Source organism: Promicromonospora sp. NPDC060271 (genome assembly GCF_042726755.1).
Lineage (GTDB): Bacteria > Actinomycetota > Actinomycetes > Actinomycetales > Cellulomonadaceae > Promicromonospora.
In genome coordinates this window covers 17,543-37,575 of sequence record NZ_JBHXBG010000011.1, presented here as the reverse complement: position 1 = coordinate 37,575, position 20,033 = coordinate 17,543, and the positions used below count along the sequence as shown (strand labels likewise).

Here is a 20,033-nt window from a genome sequence, read left to right as displayed (position 1 = left end):
GGGCGGCCGGAAGGCGCAAATACCCAGCACTCAACGGGGCTCGGGGCGGGTGAGTACTCCGTGTCGGGGGGCTAGCAGCCAGGCCAGCAGGAACAACGCCGTCGCGACGAGCACTATCGTGCCGCCCACCGGCAGGTCGAGGCTCCACGACAGGTACAGGCCGACCAGCGCCGATCCCCCGCCGATGGTCGGGCCGAGCAGCATCATGGGGCCGAGCCGGTCGGTCAGGAGCCGGGCCGCGGCGGCCGGCGTGACCAGCAGCGCCAGGACCAGCACGTTGCCGATGGTCTGCACCGAGATCACGATGGCGGCAGCGACCACGACGTAGAGCAGCAGGTCGAGCCGGAGCACGGGCAGCCCGAGGGCGCGCGCCGTCTCGCGGTCGAGACTGACGGCGACCAGCTCCTTGTGGAACGCGAACAGCACCGCCATCAGCACCAGCCCGACCACCAGCGCGATGAGCACGTTCTCGTCCGGGATGCCGACGATGGACCCGAACAGGAAGTCCTGCAGCGACCCCGCGTACCCCGGTGCGGCCGAGATGATCACTATCCCGAGTGCGAACGCGGCGACGAAGAAGACGCCGATCACCGAGTCCTCGCGCAGCCGGCGGTTCTGCGCGAACAGCGCGACGAGCAGCGCCGTCGTGATGCCCGCGACGGCGCCGCCGAGCACGAGCGAACCCTGCAGCACGAAGGCGATCGCGAGGCCGGGGAACACGGCGTGCGCCACGGCGTCGCCGATGAAGGCCATGCCCCGCAGCACCACATGGGTGCCGACGACGCCGCACACCACGCTGGAGAGCACCGCCATGAGCAGCGCCTTGGGCAGGAACGCGAGGTCGGGGTTGAGCAGGTCACCCACGAAGTCGACCGGCGAGATCACGCGCGGCCACCCCCGTCCGGCACCGGTGCAGGCGAGCCGTCCGGCCGGCCCTGCGCGACCTGCGCGATGGCCGTGAGCAGCGGTGACCCGGCCGAGACGCCGAACGCCGCCATCCACGGCTCGGGCCCGGCCAGCTCGGCCGGCGTGCCCGACGCGACCACCGTCCGGTTCAGCAGGCACAGCCGGTCGCACGCGTGGACCGCGCCCACCAGGTCGTGGTTCGTCATGATCACTGCTCGTTCCTCGTCCGCGAGCTCGCGGAACAGCTCGGTCAGGTGTTCCTGCGTCGGCACGTCCAGGCCGGTGAACGGCTCGTCCAGCAGGAGGATCCGCGGGTCGAGTGCGAGGGCCCGGGCCACCAGGACCCGTTGCCGCTGCCCGCCCGAGAGCTCGCCGACCGGCCGGGTCCGCAGGTGCGTCATCTCCACGCGCTCCAGCGCACGACGGACCGCCCGGTAGTCGTCGGTACCGGCGCCGCGCAGCCAGCCGATCCGCGCGACCCGCCCGGTCAGCACCGCCTCCTCGACGGTGACGGGAAAGTCCCAGGCGAACTCGTGCCGCTGCGGCACGTAGCCGATCGACCGGGTCGCGCGGGCCGACCGACCACGCGCCGACCGGACGCGTGCCCGGCCCGGGCGAACGTCCTCGCCCGCGACGCTGATCCGGCCGGACGACGGCACCAGTCCCAGCACGGCCCGCAGCAGCGTCGTCTTGCCCGCACCGTTCGGGCCGACCAGGCCGAGCAGCTCACCCTCGGCGACCTCGAGCCGGACGTCCTCCAGCACGGGCCGACCGCCGAGCGCGACCGCCAGGTCCCGCACCTCCAGCACCGCGGCGGACGCCGGCGCGACCGACGTCGCGTCGCCCGCGACCGTCGCCGTCATGTCTCGTCCCCCGCGTCCTGGTCGGCGGCGGCCCGCGCCCTGCGGGCACGCACCAGGCGAGCGATCAGGACCAGGAGCAGCACCAGCCCGGCCGCCGCGGCCCACCGGACCGGCGTCGCGAGGCCGGCGTCGTCCGAGGGCGCGCTCGCCCCCGGCACGTCCGGCACCCCCGCGTCCGTGTCGGACGACGGCGCGGCGTCCGGCGATCCGCCCGCGCTCGGCTCGTCCGCCGCGGGGTCGGCGTCGCCGGCCACCGCCGCGAGCGCCTCCGCCGGATCGGTGTCCTCGCCGACGGCGAACACGAGGGTGCTCGTGTCCTCGGCCCGGGTCCCGTCGGTCAGGTCGGCGAGCATCGTGACGTCGAGCCGGTAGGTGCCCGGCTCGGTGAAGACCCAGTTGGCGTGGACGTGGGTGTTGACCTCCATCCAGAGCTCCTGCGGGAGGGGTTCGCCGGAGTTCCACAGCACGTTGGGCGGTCCGGTGACGCCCTCCTGCAGGAACACGAACACGTCGCCGGGGCCGTCCACGCCGTCGAGCCGCAGCGTCGCCCCCTGCTCGATCGCGTCCACGACCTCGGGGTCCTGGGTGTTCCAGCCCAGCCAGACGACGTCGGGCGCCTGCGTCTGCGGCACCACGTGCAGCGGGGTGCCCGGTTCGACGCCGAGGAACTCGTAGTCCGGGCCGTCGGGTGCCGGCAGTACCGCCTCGTCGCCGAGGTGCAGGACCGTGCGCTCGGGGTCGCGCCAGACGGACGGGACCTCGCGGTCGTCGCGCGCGAGCATCGTCCACTCGCCGTCGAGGAACCGTGGCCCGACGTCGACGTGCCCGTCGGTCACCACCTCGTCAGCGGTGACCACTTCCTCGTCCGGCTCGACCGTCTGCTGAAGACCGGCGTCGTCCGGGGCGTCCGCCAGGGCGGCCGGCGCGGCGCCCGTGGCCAGGGCCGCACCGAGCAGCAGGGCCGTGCACGCGGTCGCCGTGCGGCTCCGCGCGGTTCGGGATGTCATGGGTGCTCCTTCTTCATCTCAGGCACCGCCGGAGGCTGTCCGCGTTGGCGCGCATCAGCTCGACGTAGGTCGTGACGCGGTCGTCGAACGCGTCGGAGTAGATCTCGCAGACCCGTAGGTCGTTCTCCTGCGCCACCTCGGTGAGCACGGTGGACCGGGCCGCGAGGTTGGGCTCCAGGAACACCGCCGGGACGTCCAGGGCCTGGACCGTCCGGGTGAGCTTGATCCGGTCGGTCACGCTGGGTTCGGCGGCGGGGTTCGGCGTGACGAAGCCGGCGATGTCGACGTCGTAGGCCCTGCCGAGGTAGGCGAACGCGTCGTGCGTGGTCACCAGGTGCCTGCGGGAGCGCGGGATCTGCGCGATGGTGCGCTCGACGTACGCGTCGGTCTCCCGCAGCTCGGCCAGGTAGGTCTCGGCGTTCGCGCGGAACTGGTCCGCCTGGTCCGGTGCGGCCGCGGCCAGGGTGTCCCGGATGACCTCCACGTAGGCCTGGGCGTTCCGGACGTCCTGCCACAGGTGGGGGTCGATCTCACCGTGCACGTGCTTGCCCAGCACGGCCTGCGGCAACAGGTAGATCTGCTCCCCCGGCCTGCCCAGGAACCCGAACCCAGGCTGGGCGGGCACCGGGGCGAGTGCCTTGTTCGGCACCGAGACCACCGTGTCGGCCGGGTCGAGCCTCTCGACGTGGGCGTGCCGCGGGTCGTGCTCGTCCGGGCCCTCGTCCGAGCCAGCCGCGGGTTCCTCGCCCGCCGGCGGGTCGGCCTGCAGCACGATGGCACCGTCGTCGAGGTCCACCGTGACGTCCGCATGGCCGCCGTCGAGCACCCGAGCGCCCGCCATGCCGGGTACCGAGTACGGGTCCACCCCGACGGCGAAGGTCACGGTCGTCTCCGCCAGCGGCACCGGGTTCCCGCCGGGCTCGACCACCAGGTCGGACCCCAGCGCGACGCGGTAGACGCCCGGTTCGGTGAACGCCCAGCTCATGTGCGTATGCGCGTCCGTGGGGAGGGTCGCGGTGTCGCGCGTGTACCCGTCCGTGGCGTCGAACCCGTCACCGGAGTCGAAGTAGACCCGCGGCTGGCCGAACGTCTCGGTCAGGTATCCCGCCAGCCGCCCCGGCCCCTCCACGCGCGTCACCCGGAGCCGCGCCTCCGACGCGCGTGTCGCTCCGTGCTCCGCGCCCGTCCCGCTGACCCGCAGGCCGAGCCAGATGGTGTCCAGGTTGACGTTCTCGACCAGCGGGATCACCTCGGCGGCGTACTTCGTGGCCGACTCCGCCAGGGAGATATTCGGGGCACCGTCCGGCAGGTTCGCGTCGAGCGTCGTGACCACCGAGTGGTCCTCCAGCAGCAGATAGTTGCTGAAGGCCACGTCGGCGTAGACGACGTCGCGCACGTCCCGCAGCGTCGGGTCGTAGGAGTGCGGGTCGCCGGTGGGCGGCACGATCGAGGTGACCTCGACGCCGTCGCCGGCCACGTTGCGCACCAGGTCGGCAAGGATCGCGGTGGTGGTCACCACGTGGAGCCGGCCGTCGTCTGCCGCACCGGTGTCACCCGCGCAGCCGGCGAGGACCAGCGAGCCCGCCGCGATCATGCCGACCGCGGCGGCCCGCCTGCGTGAGGTCGTGGTCATGCCAGGCGACGCCGCCGCGCGACGACGAGGAGCGCCACACCGAGAAGCACCAGGAGACCGGCCGTCGCGAGCGGCTGGAGCACGCTCGCCCCGGTGCTCGCCAGTGCGGCGCGCTGCGCCGCGCTGAGCTCGCACTCCTCGCCCGACGCCGTCCGCCCCACGTATGTCGTCCTCGTGGTGGTCCCCGCGGTGTCGCCGACGGAGAACTTCAGCGTCGCCGTGTCCGAGGCCGTGCCGCCGCTCTTGAGCGGGACCGACTGCGTCAGGGTCACCGAGTAGACGCCGGGCTTCGTGAACGCCCAGTTGGCGTGCACGTGCTGGTTGAGCGGAACGGACATGGACCTCGGGAACCCCCGCAGGGTGCCGAAGCTCTTGGGGCCTACTCCCCCGAACGTGCCCGTCGCGTACACCCCGAGCTCGCCGGGCCCGTCGACGCCGTCGAGCGTGAAGGTGACGGGTCCGTCCGCTGCCTCGATCAGGGTCGGGTGCTGCGTGTTCCAGCCGATCCACGGCACGCCCGACTCCTGGACCTGACCGACCGACCAGATGGTCGAGCCGGCCGTGCCCAGGAACGCGAACTCGCTGCCCGCCGGGACCTTGTCCTCGGCCGCCTCGCCCAGCCGGAAGGTGAGCGACGCCGGGTCGACCCAGGACGAGGGCTGCTCGCGGTCGTCCTTCACGCGGGCGACGAGGTCGCCGTCCTCCACCATCGAACCGAAGTCGAAGTGACCGGAGGAGATGCCGCCCACCTCGGGGATACGTACCTCGCTGGTGACCGGCTGGGCGACGCACTGCGGACCGTCCTGACCGGTTCGGCCGGCTCCCGGGTCGTGGCTCGGGTCGCTGTCGTCGCTCGGGCCCTTGTCCGGATCCGTGCCCGGGTCGTCGTCCGGACCGGTGCTCGGGTTCTTGCCCGGGTTCTTGTCCGGGCCGTCGCCGTCCGGGTCGTCGGCCTGCTCCGCCCCCGCGCGGAAGTGGTAGTCGACGGTGGGCCCGGTGATCGTGCGGCCGTCGGACGTCCGCAGGCGCGGCGTCACCTTCAGGTGGTAGTCGCCCGCCGCGGTGAACACCCAGTTGGTGTGCACGTGCGCGTTCGCGGCCACGGGGATCTTCCCGCCGTCGGACCTCCTGGTGTCGATGTACCGGTTGACCGGCCGGCCGAACGAGTCGTTCTGGAACGTGAACACGTCACCAGGGCCCGTGACCTTCACGACCAGGGACACGGGGCTGCCCGCGGCGGGCGTGATCCCCGTTCCCGCGAGCGACGGAAGCAGCCGTTCGGTGCTCCAGCCGGCCCACGGCAGGTACTCCTGGTCGCCGCCCGTCTGGGAACCGAGCCAGGCGGTCCTGCCGCCGTGCTCGCCGAGGAACGCCCAGGCGCCCGTCGCCTCGGGCAGCTCCACCTGGCCGCGTGGGTCCTCGTAGGCCAGCGTCACCTTCGACGGCGAGCGGTGGACGGTGCGGTCGGCGTGGATGCGGGTGTCGTCCTTGACCGACAGGGCCAGGCGCCCGCTTGCGGCGTCGTACCTGGTCTCGAACGCGTCGGCATGCCCGTGGTCCAGCACGAACCGGCGGTCCTGGTCCGGTGCCGGGGCGGTGCCCGGGCCGGTCGGCGTCGGGCTCGGCGTGGGCTTCGGCGTGGGCTTCGACGTCGGTGTGGGGGTCGGCGTCGGGCTGGGCGTCGGCGTGGGGGTCGCGCTGGGCGTGGGTGTGGGTGTTGGCGTGGGCGTCGGGGTGGGCGTCGGCTCCGGCCGCTCGCCGACCCGCACGTGGTAGGTCGCGGCGTCCCCGGTCACCGTCGCCCCGTCCGACGTCGCGAGCGACGGCGTCACGGTGAGCGTGTAGTCACCCTCTGCGGTGAATACCCAGTTGGTGTGCACGTGCGCGTTCGCCGCCACGGGGATGGTCCCGCCGTCCGACGTCGTCGTGTCCACGTACCGGTTGACCGGCTGGCCGAACGAGTCGTTCTGGAAGGTGAACACGTCGCCCGGCCCGTCGACGGCGACGTCGAGCGACACCGGCTGGCCAGCGGCGGGAGTGATCCCGGTCCCGGCCAGCGAGTCCAGGAGCCGCTCGGTGCTCCAGCCGACCCAGGGGCTGTACGCCTGGTCCTCGCCCGTCTGCGAGCCGAGCCATGCCGTGGCTCCGCCGTACTCGCCGAGGAAGGCCCAGCCGCCCTCGGCGGCCGGAAGCGTGACCTGGCTCTGCCCGTCCTCGTAGGCGAACGTCGTCGACCCGGGGGCCCGGAAGACGGGCCCGCCGTCGTAGATCCGCGTGTCGTCCCGGACCGACAGCACGAGCTTGCCGGTACCGGCGTCGTACGTCGTCTCGAAACCGTCGACGTGCCCACGGTCGAGGACGAACTGGCGGTCGGGCACCGCGGCGGACGCCGGCCCCGCGGCGAGCGCCGCCGGGCCGAGCGCCGGCACGACCAGCGCGCTGAGCAGCGCGGCGGCTGCCGCCAGGGCTCCGATTTTGTGAGAACGATTCTCAGTCACGGGTCGAAGTGAACCAGCACTGAGAATGGTTATCAAGAACGAATGTGGCATTTCACCCGGCGAGCGGGCGGTGCCGCGCTCGCGACCAGCGCCGGAGCCCGACCAGCACGAGGCCGGCTCCGACCAGGGCCACCGCGAGCAGCGCGACCGCGCCTGCGCCGAACCCGGTCGCCGCGAGGCGCCCGCCGTCCGGCGCCTCGCCGGTCGGGCGTGTTCCGTCGTTCCCGACCGGCGAGGTATTGGGCGGGGACGCCGGGCCGTCGTCCCCGCCTGGACGGTCCTGGCTGGGGCTTGGACTCGGGCTGGGACTCGGCCCGGGGTCGCCCGGACCGGCGTCGAACTCCTCGGCGGTGAGGCCGCAGTGCTCCTCCGTCACGCGCCGGGCGTCCACGCCGACGGCGAAGAGCAGGGTCGCCCTGTCGGTCATGGTGTCGGCGATCGTGTCGGCCGTCGTGGCGGTCGCGGTAGCCGGAGCACCCCCGTCGAGAGCCGTCTGCGACACGTCGAGGCAGTACACCCCGGCGGCGTCGAACGCCCAGGACCCGTGCGCGTGCTGCGCATAGTCGAGCCGGTCCGCGCCCGAACCGAGCAGCACGCGGGGCGCACCGAAGCCGCCACCGCCGGAGTCGAAGAGCACGAACTCGCCGGGGCCGTCGACGGAGAGCAGCCGCCAGCGGACGGCGTCCGCCGTGGCGCCGTCCGCCACGTCGAGGTTCCAGCCCGGCCAGACGAGGTCCGGGGTAGGGCTCTCCGGCAGCACCCAGATCCGGTCGCCGGGGTCGCCGAGGAAGGCGTACCGCTCGTCGTCGGGTACGACGACGCCCGCGCCGTCCGGCACCGCGAACGCGACCTCGGACGGGTCGTGCTCCTCGGGCGGGACAGCCGCGTCGTCGCGCACCACCGTGGTGAGGCCGGCTCCGGTGATGCGGGCCAGGAGGTCGACGTGACCGCTGCGCAGGACCGTGCGGTCCGTGACGGGCCACCCGCTCGGATCGCCAGGGTCGCCAGGGCCGCCTGGACCGCCGGGGTCGCCAGGGCCCGGTTCGCCGCCGGGCGGGCACGGCTCGACCCTCGCCGGGTCGACGCCCGCCGCGACGGTCAGCGTCGTGGTCGCCGCCACGGCGCCACCGTCGGCCATGGTGCCCGCGAGCGTGGTCGTCACGCAGTACCGGCCGGGCGCCGTGAAGACCCACCGCAACAGGTGCAGCCCGCCCGGGCCGACCGTCGAGCCCGATGCCTCGTAGCCGGGAACCGTGGAGAGCAGCGCCCCCTTGTGCCCGGCCACGAGGGCCTGCTGGTCGTCGACCACGAGGAAACCGCCGGGTCCCGTCGCCCGGTCGAGCGTCCAGGTCAGGTCCCCGCGCCACGCGCTGCGGTCCAGGTGCGCCAGGTCGAGGTCGACAGCGTTGAGCAGGCCCGAACCCGGCCCGAGCTGGTACCCGTCCACGTACTCCTGCTCGGCGTCGCGCCAGTTCTCGAGCAGACGCTCGACGTGCAGGCCGCGCGAGGTGGTACCCGTCGCGAGCACCACGTCCGCCGGGTCGTGGCGCACGCCGTGCCCGCGCAGGTCTCCGGTCACCAGGTCGGCACGCAGGTCGCCGTCCGCCAGGCGCGGTGCGAGCGCCGCGAAGGACGCCCGCCCCCGCGCCTCCGGGGCGGGAACCCGCGTCACCTCGCCGGGAACCGCCTGCTCGGGGGTGTCGTCGTGGCTGCGCGCCCGGTCGGCGTCGCGCTGCATGCAGGTGGGCGCCGACGTCGGGTCGTAGGCCGAGCCGCCGACCACGAAGGTGAGCACGGCGTCGTCGTCACGCGCGCCGCCCTCGGCGGCCGCCGCCGTGGACGTGAGCCGCACGCAGTACGTGCCGGGGGCGGTGAAATCCCAGCTCAGGTGCTGGTGGGCCAGTGCGGGCGCGAGCGCCGGGTGAGCCTGGGGCAGACCCTGCCGCGTCGAGAACCAGGGGGCCGCCCCGGAGCGGACGTGGTCCTCGTCGGCACCGAGGAAGAACTCGCCGGGCGGCGGTCCGCCGTCCGCGCCGGTCACGCTCTCCAGCCGCAGCATCGGCAGGCTCTCGTAGTCCTGTGCGCCGAACGTCTCGGAGGAGACGCCGAGCCACGGCAGGCCGGGCTTCGGCACCTTGGGCAGCCGGTGGATCACCGAGCCCGCCGGAGCGAGGAACGTCGAGTCGGCGGACGCCGTGGGCTCGGGCACGGTGACCCGTGCGGCGTCGGGCACGTGGACCACGAGGGTCGCCGGGTCGTACCACCTGAGCGTGCTGCCGTGGGACTCGCGCACCAGCAGGCGCAGGTCGTCGGCGCCGGGGCGCAGGGACAGGTCGGAGTGCGTGGCGGGCAGCAGCACGTTGTTCCGCGGGTCGGTCAGGTCGTCGGGGTCCGGCGCGCCGGGGTCGGGATCGCCCGGGTCACTGGGGTCGTCGGGCGGGAGCACCGGGAGGTCGGGGTCGACGGGCGCGCCGCACTCGGCGGTCGCGGCGTCGGGCACGTTCCCGACGGCCACGCGCACCGTCACCGTCGGCGAGGTCCGAACCCGTCCGTCCGCACCCGTCACCGAGACCCGCAGGTCCAGGCAGTGCAGGCCCAGCTCCGAGAACAGCCAGCCCTGGGCCTGCGGGGGCGAGATGCTCGTCGTGCTCGGCGTCCAGGTGACGTCGGAGCGCAGCCCGTACCCGGCGTACCAGACGCGGCTCATGGGCACGTCCGGCATCGGGACGGGGCCGCCGATCGTGACCAGCCCGCCCCCGCGCACCCCGGTGATCTCCCAGGCGACGCCGTTCCGGGCGACCTGGTCGCGCGGCAGGCCGTAGTTGTTCAGGCGCGGCACGACGTCGGTCCCCGTGTAGTCGAGCGTCGGGAAGTCCTGGCTCGTTGCCCACAGCGGCGTGCCCGGCGGGCCGAGCGGCGCCAGGCCGGGGTCGTCCGGGGTCGTGAGCGCGATGGGCCGCGGCACCGAGACGACCACGTGGTCGGGGGCGTACCGGTCGGAGATCGTGGTGGGGCCGGCCTCGGCGGACCAGCCGACGTCGATCACCGGCTCGCCGTCCACGAGCAGGGCGTTCACGAACGCGTTGCCCTCGTCGAGGACGGTGCGGGCGGGCGGTTCGCCTTCGGTGCCGGCCATCGCCGACCATGCCGTGGCGGATGCCGCGACAGGCATACCTACCGCGACGAGCCCTACGGCGAGCGCGGCAGCAGCGGCACGGCGACCCGGTACGGACGTTCTGACCACGAAGGGCGTTCCTCTCGGTGGGGCTGTCTGGGTGCGGACCTGTCCAGCAAGGCCCGGGTAGCGCGGGGAGGGCGGTACGGCCGCCCTCCCCGCCCAGGTCAGGAGCGCTTGAGCGGAACCGTCTCGGACAGCACGGGCGCACCGCCGTTGACGCTCACGTCGAACGACAGCCGGTAGGTACCGGTGCGGCTGAAGGACCACGCGAGGTCCTCGTGGCCGGAACCGTCCAGCACCAGAGCGCCCGAGGCGGCCGTCTTGGTGGCCGTGAAGCTGCCGGCGGCGCCCGTCCCCGAGACCCGCCCGCCCGTGCTCGAACCGGCGAGCACGTTCGGCTCGAACCGGACATCAAGGCCGCCGCACGAGGCACCGGGCTCGACCGTGAAGCCGACCTCGGGGCCGGTCGTGCTGGTGAAGGTCAGCCAGTCGCCCGCGGGCAGCTCCACCTCGGTGCCACCGACGTGCTCGTGCACGTGCACCGCGACGTCGGTCACCCCGCCGAACGCGTCGCACTCGACCTCGGCGGCGACGTCGAAATGACCAGAGGTCCGGTCGGCAGCGGCCGCCGGTGCCGCAAGGGCCCCCGCCATCGCAGCGGTCGCACCCATCGTGACCAGCACGGTCGCGATCCGGCGCCCGCTCTTTCGCTCGATCATCATCGTGTTCCTCCATCTCGGTGCACGCCCGAACCCGGACAAATGAGAACGATTCTCATGCACGCGAGGAGTGAAGCAGTAGTGAGAATGATTATCAAGAGGGGGTTGCGCAAGTTCACCCGCACCGGGTCCCGACGGAGGGGTCGGCGGGGTGCGGGCGATCGTCGCCCGGTATTGAGAACCGTTCTCATCCCTGGTTCACTACGCAGGATGCGAACCATTTGTGCGACGAGGCCTCGCGCGCCCCTCGGCACACCGAGCGTCGCGGCGCGATGAGCGAGCCGGCGCGCACCCGCCGATCCTCGCCACGCTCGCTGGTCGAGCGAGAGCTGACGATGAGCGACCGGTTCCGCACGGCGAACGCGATCCATCTCGCCCTGGCGGACCGGAAGCAGCGAGTGAGCCTGTCGACCGTGTACCGGACGCTGACGGCACTGGCGGAGTCCGGGTCGGTCGAGGTCGTCCACCTGCCGACGACCGGACAGGCCTACCGCCTGCGCCCCTCGAAGGCGGCCGGACCGTACCTCGTCTGCCGGGGATGCGGCACGGCGGCCACCGTTCCGGCCGTCGATCTCGCCCCCTGGTTCCGCGCCGTCGCGGCACGGCAGGGCTTCAGCGACATCGAGCCCCGCGTCGAGCTCTGGGGCCGGTGCACGGGGTGCCGACAGAGCGTTGATGAGAACGATTCGCACTTCTGATACGGTCCCTGCGGTTCCCCTCGTCAGAAAGTAGGAACGATGCGGCTGCTGCTCCTGTCCAACTCCACCAATCACGGCAGTGGCTATCTGGAGCACGCCCTCGACACCGTCCTCGGCTTCCTCGAAGGCGCGACCGTCACGTTCGTCCCCTACGCGCTGGCCGACCACGACGCCTACACCGCGAAGGTCGCGGCGGTCCTCGCACCCCGTGGCGTCCGGGTGAGCGGGCTGCACGCCGCCGCCGACCCCCGGGCCGCCGTCGAGCAGGCCGCGGCCGTGTTCGTCGGCGGCGGGAACACCTTCCGCCTGCTGGACACGCTGCAACGCCTCGGCCTGCTCGGCCCGCTCGCGACGCGCGTCCGCGAAGGGCTGCCCTACCTGGGCGCGAGCGCCGGGACGGCCGTCGCGAGCCCGACCATCCGCACGACGAACGACATGCCGATCACCCAGCCGGCGTCGTTCGACGCACTGGGCCTGGTGCCGTTCCAGCTCAACGCGCACTTCGTCGACGCGGACCCCGCCAGCACCCATGCCGGCGAGACCCGCGAGCAGCGCCTGACCGAGTTCCTCGAGGTCAACGACGTGACGGTGCTCGGCCTGCGCGAAGGGACCTGGCTCCAGGTCGAGGACGGCGCCGCGCGTATCGGCGGAACCGCCGTCGGCCGGACGGCGCCGGGTCCGGCCGTCGTGTTCACCCGTGGGGCTGCTGCCTCCGAGGTGCGGGGGGACGTCAGCGGCCTGCTGACGGCCACGGCGAGATTCGACGTACCCGCGGCTCCGTGAGCCTCTGGCGGCTGACCCGCAGCTTCCCCGTAGCCGTCCAGGTCCTCCTGCTCAACACGCTCGGCGTGAGCATCGGCTTCTACCTGCTGATCCCGTTCCTGACCGCGCACCTGGGCGACCTGGGGATGTCGGCGACCCTCGTCGGCGTCGTGCTCGGCGTCCGCACGCTCAGTCAGCAGGGGCTGTACCTGCTGGGCGGCTCCGTCTCGGACCGGTTCGGGGCCCGTGGCGCGATCATCGCGGGATGCACGCTGCGCACGGTGGGGTTCGCGCTCTTCGCGCTCGGCGAGACGTTCCCCGTCGTGCTGGTCGCCGCCGTCCTCACGGGCGTCGCCGGTGCGCTGTTCGGTCCCGCGGCGCGCGCGTACATCGCGGTCGAGGCGGCGGGACGCCGGGCGGAGGCCTTCGCGCTGTTCACCCTGTTCGCCAACGCCGGAGCGCTGGCAGGCCCCCTGCTGGGCAGCGTGCTGCTGCTGGCCGGGTTCCGGGTGTCGGCGGTCGCCGCTGCGGCGATCTTCGCGGCGCTCACGGTGTGGCAGGTCGTCGTGCTGCCGGTCCGTCGCGTGCGGCCCGCGAGCACGAGCGTGTGGGCGGACTGGCGCGAGGTCTTCGCCGACCGGCGGTTCCTCGCGTTCACGGCGGCGACCTCCGGCATGTTCGCGCTCGAGAGCCAGCTCTACCTCGTGCTGCCGTGGGAGGCGCAACGGCAGACCGGTTCGCCGTCGTCCATCGCCGTGCTCTTCCTCGTCTCGACGGTGCTGACGCTCGTGTTCCAGATCCCGGTCACGACGGCGCTGCAGCAGCGACGGGCACGCGGGCGGTCGATCGCCGTGGGGATCGCCCTGCTGGGCGGCGGGTTCGGCGCCACGGCACTCGGGGCCGCCCTGAGCCCTTCCCCAGGGGCGCCCGCCTCGCCCTGGGAGACGGCATGGCGGCTCGTGCCCGTCCTGGTGACCACGGCTCTCCTGGCCGCTGGCCTGATGATCGCGAAGCCGTTCGTCTACGAGCTGGTCTCGGGGTTCGGCCGGAACGGGCTGGAGGGAACCTACTTCGGCGTGTTCTACCTGGCTTCCGGGACCGCCGCCGCGGTGGCCAACGCGGCCCTGGGCTGGGCCGCCGGCGTCGCCGACGGGCGGCTGCCCTGGCTGCCGGCCGCCCTGTGCGTCGCGATCGGCGCCGTCGGCACGACGGCGACCGTGGTGCTGCACCGCCGCGGGATCCTGCGGGGCGAGTCCTGACCCTGCCCCGGCCGCAGCCCCGGCCGTGGCTGTCGCGGGCGAGCGCTCCCGTGGGTCATCGGGTCGCCGCCCCTTCCGGTGCCCCCAGCACGAGCTCGTGATCCGCGGCGAGGCCGATCAGCTCCTCGTCGTGGCTGACCAGCAGCACCACGGCGCCGTCATCGGCGATCTCCCGGATCACGCGGGTGATCGAGGCGAGGTGCCGTCGGTCGACGCCGGAGCTCGGCTCGTCGAGGACGACGACCGGCCGCCGCGCCAGGCGAGCCGTTGCGACGACCAGCCGCTGCTGCTGGCCGCCGGAGAGCGCCAACGGGTGGCGCTCCCCGAGCGTCTCCAGGCCGAGGTCGCGGAGCAGGGCCTGCGCACGACCTGCCGACCCGGCGTCCGCCAGTGGGTCCAGGCGCACCTCCGCCGTGACGGAGTCGGTGAACAGCTGCCGCTGCACGTCCTGCATGACGATGCTGGTCGACCGCTGGCGTCGTGCCCGGCTGAGCGGCCGGCCGTCGAGCCGGACGACACCCTGATGCCGTTGCAGCCCCGCGACGACGCGGGCGAGGGTGGTCTTGCCCGCGCCGTTGGGCCCGCGGACGGCGGTGACGGTGCCTGCGGCCAGGTGGGCGCGCTCGACGTCCAGCACCACCCGACCGCGGAACCCGCACCGGACGTTCTCCAGGGTCAGGCCCGGATTCTCCTCCCCCACCGGACCCGTGGCCGCGTCCGATCGCCGGACGATGCTCGCGCCGCTCGCGCGCACCGCGGGCAGGACGCGTGCCTGGGTCGCCCGGGCGCCGCGCAGGCCCTCCGCCTCGAGGGTCGCGTCGTCGAGCCGGGAGAGCTCGGCGGCGGTCCAGTCCGCGTGGACGCGGCCGTCGCGCAGGACGACCACCCGGTCGGCGATCTCGCGCACGAGATGCAGGCGGTGCTCGGCGATCACCACCGTCGTGCCGGCCTCACGCAGCCCGCGCAGGGTCTCCACCAGGCGCCGCGTCGCGTCGGGCGAGAGGTTGGAGGTGGGCTCGTCGAAGAGGACGAGAGCGGGCTCGTGCGCGACGGCGGCGGCGCACGCGACCCGTTGCTGCTGCCCGCCGGAGAGCACTCCGAGCGGCCGGCCGGCCAGCTCCGCGAGGTGGTGCTCCGCGCGGACGGCCGCGACCCGGTCGCGGATGCGTGCCGGGTCCTCGCCGAAGTTCTCCAGGGCGAAGGCGACCTCCGGCACCACCTGGTCGGTGAAGAACTGCCGCCGCGGATGCTGGAGCACGGTCCCGGTGCGCCGCCCGAGCTGTTCCAGCGGGGTGTCCGCCACCGGCAGCCCGGCCACGTGCACCGTGCCCGTGAGGACGCCGTCGTGGAAGTGCGGGACGAGCCCGTTCATCAGCCGCAGGGCGGTGCTCTTGCCCGAGCCGCTCGCTCCGCACAGCACCACCGTCTCGCCCGGCCGCACGTGCAGCGTGAAGCCGTCCAGGCTCGGGGTGGTCGCGCCGGCGTAGGTCCACCGGACGTCGTCGATGGCGATCATGACGACCGCACCCAGCTCGTCGCCGCCGCGAGCAGCACGACGACGAGCGCGCACCCGGCGTCGGCCCGGCCGAAGCGGGGCGGGTCCATCGCCGTCGGGCGGACGGCGGAACCCAGCCCGCGCAGCAGCGCGGAGGCCGCGAGGTCCTCGCCGACCCGCAGGCTCGACGCGATCAGCGGGACGGTGAAGCGCTCCACGGCCAGCACCGGGTGACGCAGCAGCCCCGCCCAGCCGCCGATGCCCCGCAGGCGCATGGCGTCGTGCACGGCACGCGCCTCGGTGACGATCACCGGGAAGAACCGGAGCATGACCGCGGCCGGGACCGTGACCGCACGCGGTACGCGCGCCGCCCGGAGCGCCGCCGTCAGCTCGGTGGGCGACGTCGTCGCCAGAAGATGCAGGGCGACGCCGGCGATCGCGGTGAACCGCAGGAAGTACGTCGCCGCGACCGCGACCACGCCGACGACCGGGTACGGCGCCGCGACGGGGAGCAGGTAGGCGGCAGCGGCCAGCGCGCCGGCGGCCAGCGGCAGGAGGAGGGCGCGCCGCGACGCGCCCTCCCATGCCGCCAGCAGGACGCCCAGGGCCAGGGCTGCCGGGACGAACGACTGCCCGCCGGGAGCCATCACCACCAAGCTGGTCACCAGGACCAGGAGCGACTTGGTCCGTGGGTCGAGCCGCGCCGGCCGCCCGACCCCGGCCATGGTCGGGACGACGGCCACCGCTTCCTTCGTGCTCATGCCACGTGCCGGGTCACGCCAGGCCTGCCTTCTCGAAGTGCTTGCGCAGCAGGCGCGCCCCGAGCACCCCGCCGAGGAACCCGAACACCACCGTGGAGGCGCAGAACGCCAGGAGCACGCCCGGCGACAGCAGGGCCTGCATCTGCTCGGTGTACGCCTCGCCCATCTGCCGCATCGAGGGTCCGCCGTAGTAGTCGTCGGGGGCGTAGAAGATCGGCAGCATCGGGCCGACGAACCACGCGGCGTACACCGTGTGGGCGAGCACGCTCAGCCGCCGGGACCGGTAGCCGCCGGCCCGGACGATCACCTCGGCCACCAGGGCCAGGGCGACGGTGAGCACGAAGCTGACCGGCGGGTGCCCCGAGAGCAGCAGGACGCCGGAGGTGATGACCGCGAAGACGGTGATCATCCCCGCGTGGCTCACCCGGGTCAGGAACAGCATGAACGGGACGCCACCCGCCACGATGGCGGCGGCGAGCGCCACCAGCATCACGGCCGGGCTGACGAAGCCGAACATGCTGATACCCATCACGACGACGATGTACAGCGCGGCGAAGATACCGATGCTGATCAGGTCGCGCGGGGACATCCGGAGACTCACGCTCCGGGGCGCCGTCGGGCGTGGGGTGATGGTGGACATGGTTCTCCTCGGTTCTGGACGGCGGCTGCGGTTCACGGAGCAGGTTGCTGGGCGGGGCGTGCGGCTGCGGTCTCGATGGCGGTGCCGGTGAGCCGCCAGCCCGCGGCGTCGACGCGCTCGTGCCAGTACCTGGCGTACGCCCCACCGGCGGCGACGAGCTCGGCGTGGGTGCCCTGCTCGGCGATCCCGCCGGCGCCGTCGAGCATGATGATCCGGTCCGCGGTGGCGATGGTCTGGAGCCGGTGGGCGACCACGATCAGGGTGCGGTTCTCGCGGACGGCGGTGAACGCGTCGCCGATCGCCTGCTCGTTGCCCACGTCGAGTGCCGCGGTCGCCTCGTCGAGCAGGACGATCGGCGCGTCCTTGAGCAGGGCCCGCGCGATGGAGACCCGCTGGCGTTCCCCGCCGGAGAGGTTGGTTCCGCCTTCCCCGACGCGTGCGTCCCAGCCGCCGGGCACCCGGGCCGCTATCTCGTCGACCCGCGCCTGCTCGCCCGCGCGGACCGCCTGCTCCCGCGTCGCGCCGGGGCTGCCGAGCCAGATGTTGTCCAGGATCGTGCCGTCGAAGAGGTAGACGTCCTGGAAGACCGGCGCGACGGCGGCGGCCACCCGGTCGCTGCCCAGCTCGGTCAGGGGGACGCCCCCGATGGACACCGTGCCGCGCTCGGGGTCGTAGAACCGCGCCACGAGGCGGGTGATGGTGGTCTTGCCCGACCCGGACGGTCCGACGACCGCCGTCATCGCGCCCGCCGGGGCCTCGAACGACAGGTCGCGCAGCACCGGTTCGGCGCCGTAGCCGAAGGTGACGTGGTCGAAGCGGACGGCATGGTCGAGCAGCGGGGCAGGCGCGCCCGGTTCGGGCAGGGTCGGCTCGGGCAGGGTCGGCTCGTCGAGGATCGCCTGGACCCGGTCGAGCGTGTTGTTCGCGATGCTGATCCCGCCGCCGAGCGCTCCCGAGTGCGTGATGGGTTCGACGAACCGCACGCCGAGCACGAGCAGCGGCACGAGGCTCGCGACCGCGAGCTCGCCGCCCAGCGCGAGCCACACCCCGACGACCACCACCGCGATCACGGCGAGCTGGACGACGCCCCCGAAGAGCCCGATGCCCGCGCCGCCGGTGACGTGCACCCTCCGGTTCGCGGCATGCTGGTCGCGCAGCGCGTCGTCGACCAGTCGCTGCGCGATCGTGTTGTCACCCGCGGCCCGGAGCGCCGGCTGCACCCGGGCGAGCTCGATGAGCCGCGAGGAGGCGTGGGCGACCGCCGTGACGTGCTCCCGGTCGGCCTCGGCCAGGCGGCGCGACAGCCAGCGGTAGACGAACCACATCACCGGGGCGGCGCACGCCATGGTCAGCGCGATGCGCCAGTCGATGAGCAGCGCCCCGACGAGCACCGTCGCGGGCGTCACGAACGCGGTGATGATCGGCCGCAGGATCGCGTACGGCGCGGTCGACGCGAAGACGATGCCGCGCGTGGCGACGTCGGCCAGCTCCCCGGACCGGTCGGCGGCGAACCAGCCGACCGGCAGCTCGACCAGCCGGTCCCCCAGGCGGTCCAGCAGCGACCTCAGCACCTCGGTGGCCGCGCCGTTGCCCGCCTGGCCACCCACCCAGAAGGCCGCCGCATACGCGACGCCGAGCCCCGTGAGCACGATCAGCCACTGTCCGGCCGCCGAGGCGTCGCCACCCAGCAGCGCGGCGAGGAACGGCGCCAGCGCGACGAACGCCGCACCCTGCAGGACGGCCGTGGCCACCACCCAGACGAGCATGCGGCGCAGCAGCTTCCGGCCGGGTTCGTTGGACAGGACGAGGAGCTTGCGGATCATCGCGACACCTCCGGCGCGCTGGTAGGAGCGGCGGTCCGGCCGGCTTCGTAGCGTTCCCACATTCCCTGGTACAGGCCGCCCGACATCGCCAGCTCGGCGTGGGTCCCGCGCTCGACGATCCGGCCGCCGTCGAGCACGAGGAGCTGGTCCGCGCCGGTGATGGTGTGCAGCCGGTGCGCGATCACGAGCAGGGTCCGCTCCGCGGCCAGCGCGGAGAGCGCCTTCTGGATGGCGGCCTCGGAGTCCGGGTCGGCGAACGCCGTCGCCTCGTCGAGCACGAGGATCGGCGCGTCGGTGAGCAGGGCGCGGGCGATCGTCAGCCGCTGCGCCTCGCCGCCGGACAGGTGCGCGTCGTCACCGATCACGGAGTCGTAACCCCGCGGCAGCCGCAGGACCCGCTCATGGATCTGGGCAGCGCGGGCGACGCGTTCGACGTCGGCCTGGAGAGCGTCGGGCCGGGTGAGCCGGATGTTGTCCCGGACGGTGGTCCGCAACAGGTGGGCGTCCTGGAACACGAAGCCGACCTGCGCGTACAGCTCGGCGGCCACGAGGTGCCGGACGTCGGCTCCGCCGACCGACACCGAACCGCCGGACGCGTCGTAGAAGCGCGGCACGAGCCGCGCGAGCGTCGACTTGCCGGACCCGGACGGGCCGACCAGGGCCGTCACGGTGCCCGGGGCGCAGGAGGCGACGATGTCGTGCAGCACGTCGTGGCCGTCCGCGTAGGCGAACGACACGCCGGCCACGTCCACCCGGCTGCCGTCCGGCGAAGCGGGGACCTCGGGCTGCGCCATGGACGCGGTGCCGAGGAACGCGGTGAGCGACTCGCGGGCCTTGGTCGCGTTGCGCATGAACTGCGCGGTGAAGCCGAGCTGCAGCAGCGGCGCGGTGAGCCCGAGGCCGAGCAGCAGCGCGGGCAGCACGTCCATGGGCGCCGCCTGCCCGACCCCGACGAGCCACGTGCCGACGCCGCACAGGTAGACCAGGACGACCACCGGCGAGGTGACCATCTCGATGACCGTCGAGAGGACAGAGGTCTCGCGCATCCAGCCGGCGTAGAAACGCACGAATCCGGCGGTCTCCTCGCGGTACCGCCCGTGGCTGCGTCCGGCCTGGCCGAACGCCTTGACGACCGAGATCCCGTGCACGTACTCGACGGTGGCGGAGTTGAGCCGCACCACCGACGCGTCGTACTCGGCGTACTTCTCCGCGCCTCCGCGCATCATCAGGGAGTACAGGACCACCGTGACGACGACGGGCAGCACCGACGCGAGCGCCGTGCGCCACTCGACGGCGAACAGGTAGACCAGCGACAGGACGGGCACGGCGACCGCCGTGACGAGGTCCTGGATCGCGTGGGCGACGAGCTGGTGCAGCGCCGAGACGTCGTTCTCGGCGGCCTTGCGCACCGCCCCGGAGGACCGTGCGTCGAACCAGCCAAGGGGCAACGACCGCAGGTGGCGCACGATCCTGGTGCGCAGGTCGAGCTGCAGGTCGCCGTCGGCCAGGTGGCTCACGATGCCGGAGGCGCCGGCCGCCACGAAGCTCACGACGAGGGCCGCGGCGGCGGCCGCGACGATCGCCCAGGCGCGCCCGGTGTCCACCTGGCCGCCCGATGCCGCGGGCCACAGCGTCCGGGCCAGCTCGACGACCGCGATCAGCGGGAGCACGCTCGTGACCGCGCCGAGCAGGCTCAGCGCCACGATGACGCCGATCCGGCCCCGCACCGCCCCGAACAGATCGACTTGCTCGCGCACTTCGCCTCCCGGCATCCGGCTCGCCCGCCCGTCG

Annotated in this window: 15 protein-coding genes; 3 read left to right on the top strand and 12 right to left on the bottom strand. The window is 73.6% G+C overall.

Annotated elements, in window-relative coordinates; genetic code table 11:
• Nucleotides 1-30: 30 nt before the first annotated feature.
• From ACFWE2_RS03330 to ACFWE2_RS03300, 7 genes are all read right to left on the bottom strand, one after another.
• On the bottom strand, nt 31-885 hold the full coding sequence (locus ACFWE2_RS03330; RefSeq protein ID WP_377222786.1) for an anchored repeat-type ABC transporter permease subunit: 855 nt from the start codon (nt 883-885) through the stop codon (nt 31-33).
• A complete protein-coding gene (locus ACFWE2_RS03325) occupies nt 882-1,769 on the bottom strand; it encodes an anchored repeat-type ABC transporter ATP-binding subunit (RefSeq protein WP_377222785.1) in 888 nt (295 codons plus the stop codon). Before ACFWE2_RS03325 ends, ACFWE2_RS03330 begins: the two co-directional genes overlap by 4 nt.
• Complete coding sequence (locus ACFWE2_RS03320) at nt 1,766-2,776, bottom strand: choice-of-anchor M domain-containing protein (RefSeq protein WP_377222784.1); 1,011 nt, start codon at nt 2,774-2,776, stop codon at nt 1,766-1,768. Before ACFWE2_RS03320 ends, ACFWE2_RS03325 begins: the two co-directional genes overlap by 4 nt.
• Before the next feature lie 13 nt (nt 2,777-2,789).
• Nucleotides 2,790-4,409, bottom strand: a complete 1,620-nt coding sequence (locus ACFWE2_RS03315; protein WP_377222783.1) for an anchored repeat ABC transporter, substrate-binding protein — start codon at nt 4,407-4,409, stop codon at nt 2,790-2,792.
• Nucleotides 4,406-6,907, bottom strand: a complete 2,502-nt coding sequence (locus ACFWE2_RS03310) for a TIGR03773 family transporter-associated surface protein (RefSeq protein ID WP_377222782.1) — start codon at nt 6,905-6,907, stop codon at nt 4,406-4,408. The genes ACFWE2_RS03315 and ACFWE2_RS03310 overlap by 4 nt, the downstream gene beginning before the upstream one ends.
• A gap of 52 nt (nt 6,908-6,959) precedes the next feature.
• A complete protein-coding gene (locus tag ACFWE2_RS03305; RefSeq protein WP_377222781.1) occupies nt 6,960-10,151 on the bottom strand; it encodes a choice-of-anchor M domain-containing protein in 3,192 nt (1,063 codons plus the stop codon).
• Nucleotides 10,152-10,249: 98 nt separating this feature from the next.
• Nucleotides 10,250-10,807: a hypothetical protein gene (locus ACFWE2_RS03300; protein WP_377222780.1), complete on the bottom strand. Its 558-nt coding sequence runs from the start codon at nt 10,805-10,807 to the stop codon at nt 10,250-10,252.
• A gap of 269 nt (nt 10,808-11,076) precedes the next feature.
• Between ACFWE2_RS03300 and ACFWE2_RS03295 the strand changes: the two genes are divergently transcribed.
• Genes ACFWE2_RS03295 through ACFWE2_RS03285 form a run of 3 tightly spaced genes read left to right on the top strand, consistent with a single transcriptional unit; the run spans nt 11,077 to nt 13,523 of the window.
• On the top strand, nt 11,077-11,502 hold the full coding sequence (locus ACFWE2_RS03295) for a Fur family transcriptional regulator (RefSeq protein WP_377222779.1): 426 nt from the start codon (nt 11,077-11,079) through the stop codon (nt 11,500-11,502).
• Nucleotides 11,503-11,541: 39 nt separating this feature from the next.
• Nucleotides 11,542-12,285 carry a dipeptidase PepE gene (pepE, locus tag ACFWE2_RS03290; protein WP_377222778.1) on the top strand — a complete coding sequence of 248 codons (744 nt, stop codon included), beginning with the start codon at nt 11,542-11,544 and terminating at the stop codon, nt 12,283-12,285.
• A complete protein-coding gene (locus ACFWE2_RS03285; RefSeq protein WP_377222777.1) occupies nt 12,282-13,523 on the top strand; it encodes an MFS transporter in 1,242 nt (413 codons plus the stop codon). The genes pepE and ACFWE2_RS03285 overlap by 4 nt, the downstream gene beginning before the upstream one ends.
• 55 nt (nt 13,524-13,578) lie before the next feature.
• Here the strand turns inward: ACFWE2_RS03285 and ACFWE2_RS03280 are convergent, their stop codons facing one another.
• The 5 genes from ACFWE2_RS03280 to ACFWE2_RS03260 are packed head-to-tail and all read right to left on the bottom strand — an operon-like array spanning nt 13,579 to nt 19,999.
• Nucleotides 13,579-15,039: an ABC transporter ATP-binding protein gene (locus ACFWE2_RS03280; protein WP_377222776.1), complete on the bottom strand. Its 1,461-nt coding sequence runs from the start codon at nt 15,037-15,039 to the stop codon at nt 13,579-13,581.
• A complete protein-coding gene (locus ACFWE2_RS03275) occupies nt 15,036-15,779 on the bottom strand; it encodes an energy-coupling factor transporter transmembrane component T family protein (RefSeq protein ID WP_377222775.1) in 744 nt (247 codons plus the stop codon). Before ACFWE2_RS03275 ends, ACFWE2_RS03280 begins: the two co-directional genes overlap by 4 nt.
• A gap of 13 nt (nt 15,780-15,792) precedes the next feature.
• Complete coding sequence (locus ACFWE2_RS03270) at nt 15,793-16,419, bottom strand: MptD family putative ECF transporter S component (RefSeq protein WP_377222774.1); 627 nt, start codon at nt 16,417-16,419, stop codon at nt 15,793-15,795.
• Between the two features lie 32 nt (nt 16,420-16,451).
• A complete protein-coding gene (locus ACFWE2_RS03265; protein ID WP_377222773.1) occupies nt 16,452-18,242 on the bottom strand; it encodes an ABC transporter ATP-binding protein in 1,791 nt (596 codons plus the stop codon).
• Nucleotides 18,239-19,999 (bottom strand): ABC transporter ATP-binding protein, encoded by a 1,761-nt coding sequence (locus tag ACFWE2_RS03260; protein ID WP_377222772.1) that lies wholly within the window; start codon nt 19,997-19,999, stop codon nt 18,239-18,241. Before ACFWE2_RS03260 ends, ACFWE2_RS03265 begins: the two co-directional genes overlap by 4 nt.
• Nucleotides 20,000-20,033: the final 34 nt, after the last annotated feature.